Below are 14,001 nucleotides of genomic sequence, written 5' to 3' on the forward strand. Positions count from 1 at the left end.
ATCATGCACATTAAAAAAAGGAGGGCGCACGAAATATGAAAAAGGCGCTGTCAATTGCTTTATGTCTCGCGATGGCGACGACTCTCGTCTTGGCGGGGTGTTCCAAGGAGAGCGGAAAGGAAGGTACGGCCGAGGACACGGGCAAACCCGCCGGCGAAACGGCACAGGAGTCTTCTTTCAACAAAGAGGGACTGCCGATTGTGAACGACAAGGTTACCTTGAAGCTGGTGGCGCCGAAAGCCCATCTCGCTCCGGAGTATGGGGAAATGGAAATATTCAAGCGGTTGGAGCAAGCGACGAACGTTCATATTGAATGGAACAACATCCCGGATACCGACTATCAGGAGAAGAAAAACTTGCTTCTGGCAAGCGGCGATTTGCCGGACGCGTTCTACGGAGCGGGCTTTTCCGACTATGAACTGATTACTTTCGGGAAAGACGGCACCATTATTCCGTTGGAGGATCTGATCGACCGATACGCTCCGAACTTGAAAGGGCTGCTTGAGCAAAGACCGGACCTGAAGGCGGCGATCACCGCTCCGGACGGACATATTTACGGCTTGCCCACATGGGAAGAGAACGAGCTTGGCACGAATCCGTTCTTCCATGTCATCAATACGGCTTGGCTCGATAAGCTCGGCCTGAAATTTCCGGAGACGTTGGACGAATATACGGAAGCGCTCGTCGCTTTCAAGACGAAGGATCCGAACGGCAACGGCAAAGCGGACGAAATTCCGCTCAGTTTTATGCACATGGAATGGTGCATGGACATCGGCGGTTTGTTCGGCGCGTTCGGCATGCCGGACAATCTGGAGCATCGCATTGTAAGAGACGGTAAAGTGATCTTCACGGCGATTCAGCCGGAATATAAGTCGGCTCTTACGTATTTCCACGAAAAATGGTATAAGCAAGGACTTATCGATCCGGAATCGTTCACGCAAGAGGCTCCTCAATATTTGGCGAAAGGCAAGACGCCGGATGTGACGCTCGGCTCCTACATCTGGTGGGAAATCGAAGAAGTCGTCGGGTCGGAGCGCGCGAAGGATTATGCGCTCGTTCCGCCGCTTACCGGACCGGGCGGACACAAGACGATCGGCAGAGGCAACGGCGGCGGACCGGGCAGAGGCACATTCGTCATCACGAATGTCAATGAGCATCCGGAAATTACGATGCGCTGGATCGACCAGCAATATGAGCCGTATATGGCGGCGCAAATTCACTGGGGGCCGATCGGCATTGTCTATGAGAAAGATGCTGCCGGCAAGCTTGTGAATCTACCTCTTCCCGAAGGCGTGTCCATGGGCGAATACCGCCAGCAGGTGGCTCCGAACGGTGCGGGCGTCATTACGAAAGAGCACTTCGAGACGATCGTCGATATGGAGCCGCGCGCAAAGCAGCGCAAGCTCGACCTGGAGAAATATTACGAACCGTATATGGAAGATGAAAATTATCCGAGCATATTCTTCCTTCCGGAAGAGTTGGAAGTCATTAACCGCATAGAAACGGATTTGTTGAAGTTCGTTGACACGCAAAGAGCGAAGTTCCTTGTCGACGGCAATATCGACCAGGAATGGGACAGATACGTGAAACAAGTGAAGGATATGGGACTGGACGAATTGATGGAGCTTTACCAGAAAGGCCTCGACCGTTACAAAGCGGCACAAAAATAACGTTTCAACGGACGGAGCGGGACAATCCCGTTCCGTTCCGGTTCCGAAAGGTGTGGAGTGGATGATGAGAATAACAACATACGACGAGAAATACCGGCCGCAATTTCATTTCAGTCCCGCGGCGCATTGGTTGAACGATCCGAACGGGATGGTTTACTACGAGGGCGAGTATCACCTGTTCTATCAGCACCATCCGAACGGCACGACATGGGGTCCGATGCACTGGGGTCATGCCGTAAGCCGCGATTTGGTTCATTGGGAGCACCTGCCGATCGCGCTTGCTCCGGATCATAACGGATTTATTTTTTCGGGAAGCGCGGTTGTCGACTGGAACGATACGAGCGGATTTTTCTCCGGCGGTTCTGGGTTGGTGGCTGTTTTTACCCATACCGACACGTATCCGGGCACGGAGCGTTCAAGACAGCGGCAAAGCTTGGCGTACAGCTTGGATAAAGGAAGAACATGGAATATGTACGAGGGTAACCCCGTGCTCGCGGAAGAACATATAGACGATTTCCGCGATCCGAAAGTGTTTTGGGATGAGCGGATCAACCGGTGGGTTATGGTGCTTGCGGCCGGGGACCGCGTCAGATTTTACTCCTCGCCGGATTTGAAGGAATGGACGTTCTCCAGTGAATTCGGAGCTGAAGACGGCTCGCATGACGGAGTCTGGGAGTGCCCCGATTTGTTCGAATTGCCTATCGACGGGGATGAAGGGAATAAGAAATGGGTGCTCATCGTCAGCATCGGAGATAACCCCGGTACGCCGGAAGGCTCCAGAACGCAATATTTTGTCGGCGAATTCGACGGTATGGCGTTTAGGAACGGCAATCGTTCGGATACAGTGCTATGGCTCGATTACGGAAGGGATAATTACGCCGGAGTTACGTGGTCGGACGTATCCGCCGAAGACGGCCGGAGATTGCTTATCGGATGGATGAACAACTGGAAGTACGCCAACTCCACGGCTAGCGGCGTATGGCGCGGCGCAATGACACTCCCGCGCGTATTGTCGTTGCGGAGCGGACCTGACGGTATCCGGTTAGTCCAGATTCCCGTGAAAGAACTCCAGCGTCTCCGCCTTTGGAGCGACCGTTGGGACGGCTTGCGGATCGAACCGGGCCAAAACCCGCTGCAGGGCTTAAGGGGAAATCAATTGGAAATTGAAGCCGATTTCGAAATCGGCGATGCCGGGCAATTCGGATTTAAGCTGAGAAAGTCGGAGCGCGAGCAAACCGTTGTCGGTTACGATGTTCGCAGCAGCACGTTGTTTATCGACCGCACGAAATCGGGAACCGCCGATTTTCACCATGAATTCGCATGCAGGCATGGAGCGCCGCTGCCGCCGGAGAACGGGCGCATTAAGCTGCACATATTCGTGGATTGGTCATCCGTGGAAGTGTTTGCCAACGGCGGCAAGGTAGTTATGACGGATCAAATTTTCCCCGAACCGGCGAGCACGGGTTTGGAATTATATGCGGCCGAAGGCGCCGTAAAGCTAGTCTCAATGAAAGTGCATACCTTAAAGTCTATATATTCGAGCCGCGACCCGGCTGCCGTGGCGCGGTAATTGAGGATGTGAGAGGGAGGGACATTTTTCATGGGGCAAAAGGATTCGACAGAAGAGGCAGGTTTGATCGCCCATTGGACGTTTGACGAGGGAGCGGGGAAAGGCGCGAAGGATATTGCCGGCGGTTTCGTCGATCCGGTCGAATACGTGTTTAACGACGCCCGGTTTACAACGCCTTGCGATCCTCAATGGAGGAAAGGCGTTCGAGGCGGAGCTCTGCTGTTCGACGGATATTCCACATGGGTAACGCGCCGGGCCGGTCAAGTGGAAGCGCCTCGCGACGCTCTCTCCGTTACCGCCTGGGTCGCTCCGCGATCCTACGAGTCGGGAGAAGGGCAAAGACTCTCCGCAATAGTGAATCAACATGACCGGGAGAACAAGGAAGGTTACATTCTCGGGATGTACCGTCACGGCTCGTGGTCGCTGCAGCTCGGGCTGGACGGCGCGTGGGAGGAGGTTTGGGCGACGGACGATCCGTTGGCCAAACATCAATGGTCCTTCATCGCCGCAACGTTCGATAAAAGCACGGGACTCATGAAGCTGTACTTAAACGGTAAGGAAGCCGCGTCGAAAGCCGTGTCGAAGCATGCGGGAATTACGCCTGCCCGGACGGATTTGCTCTTGGGCAAAAACAATCGAAGCACCGTGATTGCCGAAGCGTTCCACTTAAACATGTTCAACGGCATGATGGACGATGTCAAGATTTACAACCGTGCTCTCAGCGCTGAACAAATCGCGCATGCTTACGCGGTTCACCTGTCACCGTACGGAGGTAAAATTCCGCCGATTCCGTGCGACGATATCAAGCTGGACAGAAGCTTGCTGCTCAATGACAGGCATCGCCCGCAATACCACGTAAGCCCGCCGGCGCATTGGATGAACGAGCCTCATGCCCCGATCTATTTCAACGGTCAATACCATCTGTTTTACCAGCACAATCCGCAGGGACCGTACTGGCACCATATTCATTGGGGACATTGGGTGAGCGGCGACATGGTTCACTGGAGAGACGTCCCTGTCGCTTTGGCTCCGGAAAAGGATGCGGTCGATCCGGACGGAGTTTGGTCCGGCAGCGCGGCTTACGACGAGAACGGCGTGCCTGCGCTGTTCTTTACCGCCGGCGACGACAACGCAAAGCCGAACCAAAGTGTGGGTCTGGCGAGGAGCGCTTTCTCGGAGGACGGAGATAACGATTTGGTACGCTGGGTGAAGCATCCGGAACCGGTTATCGAGCAGCCGCAAGGCATCGGCTTGACGGCCGATTTCCGCGATCCTTTCGTATGGAAAGAAGGCGACACGTGGTATCTGTTGATCGGATCCGGGTTCGAAACTGAAGGAGGGACGGCGCTTGCCTACACTTCGACGAATATAACCGATTGGGAGTACAAAGGTCCGTTCTATGTCGGCAATATAAATAAGTATCCTTACTTGGGGCCAGTGTGGGAGCTTCCCGTGCTGCTCCCTCTCGGCAAGGATAAAGCCGGTAACGAGAAGCATCTGTTCTTAATCAGCCCGGTCGGTCCTGGAGCGGATGTAGAGGTGTTTTATTGGATCGGCGCGTTCGATAAGCGGAATTTCAAGTTTATTCCCGAACGGAACGAACCTCAGCTGATCGATGTCGGGGATTTCCACTTCACGGGACCGAGCGGCATGGTCGATCCGAAGACGGGGCGAAACATCTTGTTTACGATAGCGCAAGGCGAAAGAACGCCGCATCTGGATTACATCTCCGGTTGGGCGCATAACGGCGGGCTCCCGGTGAGTGTGTACCTCCGGGAGGACGGACGGCTCGGCGTTGAACCGATCGAAGAGCTCCAAGCTTTACGCGGCGAAAAGCTTGTCTCTTTCGAAAACAAACCGTTGGAAGAAGCGAACGGTTTGTTGAAGGACGTGAAAGGCGACATGTTGGAAATTCGGCTGGAGCTGGAAGCGCAAGACGCGGATCAAGCGGGGATCAAGGTTCGCTGTTCTCCCGGCGGTGAAGAGGAGACGCTTGTTTATTACGATTATCGCGAAGAGATGCTGAAGGTAAACCGGACGAAAACGACGTTGGACCGCTTTGAAAGAAGCAATGGCGTTCAAGGCGGCAAATTGGAGCTTGGCGGGGAACATTTGAAGCTGCGAATATATTTGGACCGCTCGATGATTGAAGCATACGCCAACGGGTTGAAAAGCTTGACAACACGAGCGTATCCGAGCCGGGAGGATGCAATGGGAATGCAGATTTGGGCGAGCGGAAGCAGAAGCGCTACGGTCAAATCGATGGAAGTTTGGCGGATGAAGCCGGCGTGGTAAAGGCTGACCCGGCGAAAAGAAAACCGTGCGGAACGCGTTGTTCCGCACGGTTTTTTCAGGTCGGCTTTCTTAAGTGCGCTCTCTGTTCCGATTGCGGCCGAACAAGCCGGCAAGGCCCAAGAGTCCCAACAAACCGAGCCAGTTTGCCCCGCCATTGTTGTCGCCTGCCGCGTAACCTCTAACTGTGTCGCGGTTCCGGAAGTTGTCGGTCCGGTTAACCCCGGTAGTCCGGCCGTTCCACATATCGTCGGTTCCCACCGCACCGCCGCGCGTATCCGTGGCATAGCCGCGAGTCGTTCCATCAGCTCCCGCAGCTTGTCCGGTAGTGCCTGTAATGCCTGTGTTTCCGTTTGCTTCAGTGTGCGCAGGCAGCACAAGCGTAATGGACACAATGGATACAATGGTGGCAATCAGTAAAACCTTGATGATTTTCATGTTTTTTGCCTCCTTATGTTAGTCCGCTAAGCGAACACCAGTATTTATTTCCCCCAAAAAAGAAAAAATTATGCAAAAAATAATGAGAATAAGTTCTTCTCGCCGACAACGATATAATTAAGGCGCCCAGGCGGCGGGATCGTCGAACGAATAGGGTCAAAAATGACCCTATTCGCATTCATAAGGTCAGTTCTTGAGCTTACAGACCAGGTGGCGGGCTGCGTCGAGCACAGATAGGGTCAAAAATTGACCCTATCTGCATAAATAAGGTCATTTTTTGAGTTTACGCATCCATGCGCCAACTACGATAGGGTCAAAAACTCATCCTATTTGCTTAGATAAGGTCAGTTTTTGACCCTATAGACCAGTACACGGGGAAGGATGCATCGTTTTGACAGCGTATAAAAAAAGGCCTCGCCAAAAGGCGCAGCCCCTTGTTCCATATGCTTTTATAATTGCTTCATCCTGAGAGTACGCGTCAAATAAATGAGATGGTCCAGTGCGCGATCCACACGCGTACGCACCGCTTCCGCTTCAGGCTCGCCTTCTTCAGTGAATCTCCTGTGTTCGCCGCCGATGGACACCCACTCGGAACAATTGATTCCGTGCATGTTCCGCACCATAGCCTGCATATGCGTCAAAGAACTGACGCCGACCGCGCCGCCGGAGGAGCTTACGCACAGTACGGGCTTGCCGGAGAACTCGTCACTCCCCATATAATCGAGCGCATTCTTGAGAACACCGGAGACGGATCCGTGATACTCGGGCGTGCCGAGTACGATCCCGTCCGCATTGGCAACGCTCCGAATCATGTGAGCCGTGTTGGCGTCCGTTTGCTCCGAATAGGGCATATACAGCGGCACCGGCATTTCCCGCAAATCTACGATGGAAGCCTCAACGCCCTTCTTTTGCAGCACTTTGGCCATATACCGAAGTAATTTTGTGCTTGTGGAATCTTGGCGGTAGCTTCCCGCGATCAATACGATGTTCATGTCGAAAAATGACCTCCTGGCTGCATCATTGATTAATTGCATATCTTTGACATTATCATACATCGATCAAAAGAGAGCAAGACAGGAGTCCGTAAGCGGCTATCGAATATATAGGGAATGTTGTTTATTTGGAAATGAAAGGAGCTAACAACATAGTGCAAAGAATGACAAGAGCGGAGCTGCCGCAGGAAGCGACATGGAACCTTACTGATCTTTTCCCGTCGGCGGAGGCTTGGGACGCGGAGCTAAGCTCTGTATTATCGGAATTAAAGAAGATCACGGCATATAAAGGGCGCGTAGGAGAGAGTGCCGCAATTCTGTCAGCGTGCCTGCAAGAGGAAGAAGCGATCAAGGTGCGGATGATGCGGATCTACACCTATGCAAGCCTGCGCAACTCGGAGGACTGTACGAATCCGGACAATCAAGCGAACATGGAACGAGCGGGCGATGCGCTGACGCAGCTGAACGCGGCGTTGTCGTTCATCGATTCCGAAATATTGGCGCTTCCGGACGGGACGGTCGAACGGTATATCGAAGAAGAACCGGGGCTGCGCGTGTACGCCAGGAGCTTGAACGTGCTGTTAGATTCCAAACCGCACCGTCTCTCGCCGGAAACGGAATCCGTGCTTGCTTCGCTGGGAGAAGTGTTCAGCGCTCCGTACTTCATCTATCAACGGAGCAAGCTGACCGACATGACGTTCGCGCCGGTTAAGGACGAAGAAGGAACGGAGTGGCCCGTTTCCTTCGCTTTGTATGAGAAGAAGTATGAACTATCACCGAATACCCAGCTGCGCCGGGCGGCGAACCGTTCTTTCGTCAACACGCTGAAGACGTATCAAAATACGTTTGCAACCGTGTACGCAACTGAGGTTAAGAAGCAAGTCGCAATGTCGCGTCTAAGAGGGTACGAATCGGTTACGGATATGCTTTTGGAGCCGCAGCAAGTGAGCAAGGACATGTACAACAATATACTTAACATTATACAAGCAGAGCTGGCTCCGCATATGCGGCGCTTGGCCGGGTTGAAGAAACGCTCGCTCGGTTTGGACCGGATGTTGTTTTGCGACTTGCAAGTTTCGCTTGATCCCGAATACAGCCCTAAGACCACTTATGAAGAAGCTTCCCGCGTGGTCGCGGAAGCGTTGAAGGTATTGGGTTCGGAATACGGCGCAATGGTGGAGACCGCGTTGTCTCGGCGCTGGGTGGACTACATGGATAATGTGGGCAAATCAACGGGAGCGTTTTGCTCAAGTCCATACGGTGTCCATCCTTATATTCTCATGACTTGGACGGATACGATGAGAGGCGCATTCACGCTGGCACATGAGCTCGGACATGCCGGGCACTTCTATTTGGCCGGCCGCAGCCAGAGCTACGTAAACGTCAGGCCGTCTTTGTATTTTATCGAAGCGCCCTCCACGTTAAACGAGCTGCTGCTGTTCGATTATATGATGGCGAAAGCCGGAAGCCCGCGTATGAGACGCTGGTTAATCGGACAATTTCTCAACACGTATTACCATAATTTCGTTACACATCTGTTGGAAGGCGAGCTGCAGCGGAGAGTTTATGCGCTGGCGGAAGCGGATCAACCGATTACGGCGAAAATATTAAATGAGCAAAAAGGCGAGCTGCTTGCAAAATTTTGGGGAGATGCGGTGGAGTTGGATGAAGGCGCGCGGTTGACTTGGATGCGCCAGCCGCACTATTATAAAGGACTTTACCCGTATACGTATGCCGCAGGTTTGACCGCTTCGACCGCCGTTGCCCGTCTTATCCGGGAGGAGGGACAGCCTGCCGTCGACCGTTGGTTGGAGGTGCTGAAATCGGGCGGCACGATGAAGCCTCTTGAATTGATGCGGATGGCAGGAGTCGATATGTCATCGCCGGAACCGATTCGCGGCGCGGTCTCCTACGTCGGTTCCTTGATCGACGAGTTGGAGAGGTTGATGCAGGGGGAATTGAACGAGCCCTTCCCGTAACTAAGGGGGAAGGGCATTGCCGGTTAAAACACTTTTTTCGCCTCTTGATCGGCTTTCAATATTTCTACGCACTCGCGGAACCGCAGCGAATGAACGATTTCCCGTTCCCGCAAAAATTTCAATCCATCCTGCAAGTCTACATCATCCGTCATGTCGATCAGCCACTGGTATGTGGCGCGCGCCTTTTCTTCCGCCGCAATATCCTCATAGAGGTCCGTGATCGGATCTCCTTTAGCCTGTATGTAAGCGGCCGTCCACGGTACTCCCGCCGCATTTTCATAAAACAACGCTTTATCGTGATTTGCATAATGGGCTCCAAGTCCCGCCGCCCTGAGCTGTTCGGGGGTCGCGTCTTTGGTCAGTTTGTAGACCATTGTTGCAATAATTTCCAAATGGGCGAATTCTTCGGTGCCGATATCGGTCAGTACTCCGATCACTTGATCGGGTATCGAATATCTCTGATTCAAATACCGGAGCGCGGCCGCCAATTCGCCGTCCGCACCTCCGTATTGCTCAAGCAAAAATTTGGCCATCTGCGGATCGCACTTGCTCACTCTGACGGGATACTGCAGCTTTTTTTCATAAATCCACATTTCGAATCCCCCTCATACGGCTCCATAGTATTCGGTCAAACCTGCCAAGGCCATGGACCTTGATTCCACTGGAAAGGGCTTCGGGTAAGGCTTTGTCCGTAGTTTCTCAGCGGACCGTACAGCGCTTCGAATTGCTGCGCCAATTGAGCCCGTTGGATCGCGGTTTGATTGTACTGCTCGATTGCGCTCTGATCGTAAGGGTGGGTGTCCAAGTACAGGTTTAATTCGACAAGGACGAAATCAACGGTTTGAAGCTCGTACAGCATCTTGTAGTAACGCTCGTCGATGGGAGCCTTCATTTCATCAAACCTCCTTTCGGCCCGCCTTCATAAGGGCTGTAATAAGCAGGCCACAGCGTCCCGTGCTTTAACGCTTCCGCCGGAGAAAATTGCGGAAGCCCGGGCGGCTGAAACGGCGCGTACACTTGAGGGGGAACGACAAAGGTCCGATATCGTTGAGGGGGGCAAGGATCGAACGGACTGGCAAATACCTCGTACGTTTTATATTGATTCAGCACTGGGAAAACCTCCTTCCCGATTTTTAACTTTTCAAGAAAAACTTTAAACGACATAAATAATTCGCTACATTGAATATATGCACAAACGTCTCGTACGAATGACGAAACATTTATTGCGTATTGGAGAATGAATTACTACAATGGAGTTAATAAAGCGAAGTGAAAGGGAGGAAAAAAGTTCATGCAAAGACCGAACAGCAGTGAGTATCCGTCCTACTTTGCGGGTTATATCAATGCCGTGCCGGAAGGGGATCTGCCGGATCTGCTTGAGGAGCAAAAACGCGCCGCCATTGAATTGTTCCGATCGTTAACGGAAGAAGACAGCGGGTTCCGGTATCTCCCGGAGAAGTGGAGTATTAAAGAAACGCTCGGACATGTGATCGATACCGAGCGTGTAATGAGCTATCGTCTGCTGCGAATCGGCAGGGGCGACACGACTCCGCTCCCGGGCTTCGACCAGGACGAGTTGATGAAAGGCGCGTCATTCGATCGCCGCAGCTTGGAAAGTTTAATTAAGGAATACGGAGCGGTCCGCGATTCCTCGTTGGAGCTGTTCTCGGGTTTGCCGGAGGAGTCATGGACGCGGCAGGGTACCGTCGCCGACAACGGTATTACTGCTCGCGCATTGGCCTATATTATCGCCGGGCACGAAAGACACCATGTTAGAATATTGAAGGAACGATATTTGACCGAATTACATACTGCTGAATAAATTGCGAATGAGTTTCGATTTTTCAGAATTGAAAGAAAATTCTATCATTTTAGGACTTCAGTAGGTTGAGGTATCTATAAATCTATTTTAGACTAGTAGAACCAGGCACAGTAAGAATCCGTTAAAGGAGGACATGAGATGAAGGTTCATTGGACACCTGTGCTCAATATGCCCTTTTCTGCGATTCATAATGTATTCAGCCACCAAGGCTTCAGACGGATTAGATTTAAGCAGCATTCTGCGTATCGCACGAGATTTGAAGACGCTTCCACGAAAAAGTCGTATTGTTTCATGATTCCGGTTCAGGACGACGATGACAGCAATTGTTCAGTTCGTATTGCCGATGCATTTTTTCAACATTCGGGCTCGGTTCCCCGCGAGGTTGTTCATGCGGCGGAATCAATTTTAAGCGAAGTAAATGAGTATTTACAGGATGAGAAGGAGAAACAAGATCGTCAAAAGTTGGAGGAAACCCGACAAAACGGCGGCATGTCGCCGAATATGAAGGAGATGATCAGGTTAGGGAAAGAGATGGCGGCAATGAAAACCAATAAAGAGCTGCTGGAAGCCGGACAAATCCCCGACCCCACTCAGTAATGTAGTACGTTGGGGAAACAAGAGTGCCTGGTAGTGTATGGCAGCATTGAAAGAACATAAGGATCTGTACGGAAAAGAGCTTAGTCGGATGCCGCGGCGCGGATTCGGCTAAGTTCTTTTTGTTTTTTCCGCAAATTACCTCTAAAGGCCGCGCACATATCCGGGAATCATATTTTTTGTATGGATTAATTCATTCAAGGAGGATTCTCATTATGCGGAAAGTGCTTTCTTTGGCCTGTGCGATTGGTTTAAGCGCGACACTGTTTGCAGGCTGCGGAGTAAACAACGCCGCCGACGACACGACCAGGGCGAACAACGCCACACGCTTCGGTACAACCGTAGACCGGAACAATGTGGATCGAGGAACCTTGATCGGACGAGGAGTTCCGACCCATGATTACGGTACAGACATGCTAGGCGGTCGAACCGGAACCGGTGCCGGGATGACGGGTTACGGAGCGACAGGGCTGAACGGCCGAGGCATGACAGGCACTGCGGGCAGAGCCGGAGGTTTCGGCATGACGGACATGCTCCAGGACGAGAACACGTTGGTGATCGGCAACATGGTGATTGTAGCCGCTAACCAACATCATGGAGCAAGAGGAACAAGAGGAGCAAATGGTACGGACGGAATCATGGGAGGTACCGCTGGAACGAACGGAATCATGGGAGGAACGACTGGAACGGCTGGAATGACAGGTGCGGGAAGAACGGCGGGAACAACCGGTAACGGCGGGAACATGGGACAATATTTCGGCGCCGGCACCAATGTGTTACAAGTCACTGACCGAAAAGCGGTTAATGCGATGAAACGCGTCAAGGCAAGATTGAACAACACAAACGGCAAAATCACGAACGCCGATCAGATCTCATCCGATATTGAACTTATTCTCAAGCAGGCCAAACCGATGAACCGAGGCGCGAACGCCGGAAACAGAACGAACAACCGTTAGGAAAACTTCGGAAAACTCCCTTGTTCCTGCACGGAACCGGGGAGTTTTTTCGTAACATTGCTGTTAAAGGTAAAATACCCTCCGTCCGGCGAATACTTTAATATAGGCATTCATTGAGCGGGAGGGGACATTTTATCGTGAAATTAAAAGAAATCGTCGAGCTTCTTACGATCGCGGAAGTGAGCGGGGATTTAGACGCAGACATAACGGGCATAAAAATGCATTCCCAGCAAGTAGAACCCGGCGATTTATTTGTTTGTGTGCCCGGGATAGCCGGATTTCAGGAAGACCGGCACCGTTTTGCCGAAGACGCCGTCAAGGCAGGGGCGGCTGCCGTTGTCGTGGAGCGAGACCTCAACCTGGCGATACCTACGGTTAGGGTACCGGATGCCCGGTACGCGATGGGCGTGATTTGTTGTCACTTCTACGGTTATCCTAGTCATGAGTTAAAGCTGATTGGCGTTACAGGAACGAATGGGAAGACCACAACATGCCATATGATTGAATCGATTATGGCGGAAGCGGGATTTCGAACCGGATTAATGGGCAACATCGGTACAAAGATCGGTTCGAAATTGATGGAAACGGATATCAATACCCAAGAACCTCCCGTCCTGCAGGCCAATCTTAAGAAAATGCGAGAAGCCTCCACGGATTACTGCGTGATGGAAGTGACTTCGCAAGGTCTGCACATGGGACGCGTTCTAGGCTGCGAGTTTCGCACCGCAATCTTTACGAACGTAACGCAAGATCACTTGGACTATCATCGGACAATGGAAAATTATATTGCGGCTAAAGGGTTATTGTTCTCGAGGATGGGAAACGCGTTTTCCCCACATCCGTCGAAACGTAAATTTGCGGTGTTAAACGCCGACGATGAGGCTTCCGGCGTCTTCCGCAAAGTAACGGCTGCGCAGGTTCTTACTTACGGAATTGTCAATAAAGCGGACGTAACGGCGAAGGATATAAAGTTGAACGCTCATGGAACCGAATATACTTTGATTTCCTTCGCGGGAACCGCATCGATCAAGCTGAGGATGGTAGGCACTTTCAATGTGTACAACTCGCTTGCTGCGATCACCGCTGCATTGGCCGAACAAGTTCCCGTTCACGCGATTCAACAAGGACTGGCGAAGCTGAAAAGCGTGCCCGGCCGAATGGAAATCGTTGACGAAGGCCAGGACTTTGTTGTGCTTGTTGATTACGCCCATACGCCGGACGGGTTGGATAAAGCTCTGTCTGCCGTCCGGGAATTTGCCAAGGGAAGGGTAATTACTGTTTTTGGCTGCGGCGGAAACAGAGACCGGGCAAAGCGCCCCATTATGGGCAATCTCTCCGCGAAATACAGCGACTTTGTTATTGTTACATCCGATAATCCCAGATCGGAAAACCCGGCTCAAATTATGGAGGATATTGAAGGCGGGTTCAAGGAGCAGGGGATTACGAAAACCGCGTATGAACTGATTGAAGACCGTCGGCAAGCGATAACAAGAGCCATTGAAATCGCTCAATCCGGCGATGTTGTGCTTATTGCGGGAAAGGGTCATGAGACATATCAGATTTTGAAGGACGGAACTATTCACTTTGACGATCGGGAAGAAGCGCAAGTAGCGATCCGTCAAAGGTTGTCCCGGTAGAAATTATCGGGCAGGCGAGCATTGAGCCTGCTCTTTTTTCAATAATCGATG

13 protein-coding genes are annotated in these 14,001 nt (G+C 52.1%); 8 read left to right on the plus strand and 5 right to left on the minus strand.

Annotated elements, in window-relative coordinates; genetic code table 11:
• Positions 1-35: 35 nt before the first annotated feature.
• The 3 genes from JET16_RS07695 to JET16_RS07705 all read left to right on the plus strand — a co-directional run bounded on the left by JET16_RS07695 (position 36) and on the right by JET16_RS07705 (position 5,535).
• Positions 36-1,670, plus strand: a complete 1,635-nt coding sequence (locus JET16_RS07695) for an ABC transporter substrate-binding protein (RefSeq protein ID WP_199615222.1) — start codon at positions 36-38, stop codon at positions 1,668-1,670.
• A gap of 61 nt (positions 1,671-1,731) precedes the next feature.
• Positions 1,732-3,240, plus strand: coding sequence for a glycoside hydrolase family 32 protein (locus tag JET16_RS07700; protein WP_233531226.1), 1,509 nt, complete (start codon positions 1,732-1,734; stop codon positions 3,238-3,240).
• A gap of 30 nt (positions 3,241-3,270) precedes the next feature.
• Complete coding sequence (locus JET16_RS07705; RefSeq protein WP_199615223.1) at positions 3,271-5,535, plus strand: GH32 C-terminal domain-containing protein; 2,265 nt, start codon at positions 3,271-3,273, stop codon at positions 5,533-5,535.
• Between the two features lie 69 nt (positions 5,536-5,604).
• Here the strand turns inward: JET16_RS07705 and JET16_RS07710 are convergent, their stop codons facing one another.
• Together JET16_RS07710 and JET16_RS07715 are read right to left on the minus strand one after the other, a co-directional pair.
• Positions 5,605-5,970 (minus strand): LPXTG cell wall anchor domain-containing protein, encoded by a 366-nt coding sequence (locus JET16_RS07710; RefSeq protein WP_199615224.1) that lies wholly within the window; start codon positions 5,968-5,970, stop codon positions 5,605-5,607.
• A 449-nt stretch (positions 5,971-6,419) separates the two neighbouring features.
• Positions 6,420-6,962, minus strand: coding sequence for an NADPH-dependent FMN reductase (locus JET16_RS07715; RefSeq protein ID WP_199615225.1), 543 nt, complete (start codon positions 6,960-6,962; stop codon positions 6,420-6,422).
• A 152-nt stretch (positions 6,963-7,114) separates the two neighbouring features.
• Here JET16_RS07715 and pepF point away from each other — a divergent pair, with 152 nt between their 5' ends.
• Positions 7,115-8,941: an oligoendopeptidase F gene (gene pepF, locus JET16_RS07720; RefSeq protein ID WP_199615392.1), complete on the plus strand. Its 1,827-nt coding sequence runs from the start codon at positions 7,115-7,117 to the stop codon at positions 8,939-8,941.
• Between the two features lie 23 nt (positions 8,942-8,964).
• Here pepF and JET16_RS07725 read toward each other — a convergent pair whose 3' ends face one another.
• From JET16_RS07725 to JET16_RS07735, 3 genes are read right to left on the minus strand one after another with little or no spacing between them, the layout of a single operon-like run.
• Positions 8,965-9,534 carry a manganese catalase family protein gene (locus tag JET16_RS07725; RefSeq protein WP_199615226.1) on the minus strand — a complete coding sequence of 190 codons (570 nt, stop codon included), beginning with the start codon at positions 9,532-9,534 and terminating at the stop codon, positions 8,965-8,967.
• Between the two features lie 35 nt (positions 9,535-9,569).
• Complete coding sequence (locus JET16_RS07730) at positions 9,570-9,833, minus strand: spore coat protein CotJB (RefSeq protein ID WP_199615227.1); 264 nt, start codon at positions 9,831-9,833, stop codon at positions 9,570-9,572.
• Entirely contained in the window at positions 9,830-10,051 is a 222-nt protein-coding gene (locus JET16_RS07735) for a spore coat associated protein CotJA (protein WP_325176634.1), read from the minus strand. The genes JET16_RS07730 and JET16_RS07735 overlap by 4 nt, the downstream gene beginning before the upstream one ends.
• 181 nt (positions 10,052-10,232) lie before the next feature.
• On the opposite strand from JET16_RS07735, the gene JET16_RS07740 reads away from it, so the two are divergent.
• The 4 genes from JET16_RS07740 to JET16_RS07755 all read left to right on the plus strand — a co-directional run bounded on the left by JET16_RS07740 (position 10,233) and on the right by JET16_RS07755 (position 13,950).
• Positions 10,233-10,763, plus strand: a complete 531-nt coding sequence (locus JET16_RS07740; RefSeq protein WP_199615229.1) for a DinB family protein — start codon at positions 10,233-10,235, stop codon at positions 10,761-10,763.
• Positions 10,764-10,901: 138 nt separating this feature from the next.
• A complete protein-coding gene (locus JET16_RS07745) occupies positions 10,902-11,360 on the plus strand; it encodes a hypothetical protein (protein WP_199615230.1) in 459 nt (152 codons plus the stop codon).
• Between the two features lie 212 nt (positions 11,361-11,572).
• On the plus strand, positions 11,573-12,313 hold the full coding sequence (locus JET16_RS07750; RefSeq protein WP_199615231.1) for a hypothetical protein: 741 nt from the start codon (positions 11,573-11,575) through the stop codon (positions 12,311-12,313).
• Between the two features lie 137 nt (positions 12,314-12,450).
• The gene (locus JET16_RS07755; RefSeq protein ID WP_199615232.1) at positions 12,451-13,950 is read left to right on the plus strand and encodes a UDP-N-acetylmuramoyl-L-alanyl-D-glutamate--2,6-diaminopimelate ligase; all 1,500 of its coding nucleotides are present in this window, start codon (positions 12,451-12,453) and stop codon (positions 13,948-13,950) included.
• Positions 13,951-14,001: the final 51 nt, after the last annotated feature.

Origin of the sequence: Paenibacillus alkalitolerans (genome assembly GCF_016482785.1) — a bacterium.
In the GTDB taxonomy this organism is placed as follows: Bacteria; Bacillota; Bacilli; order Paenibacillales; family YIM-B00363; genus Paenibacillus_AE; species Paenibacillus_AE alkalitolerans.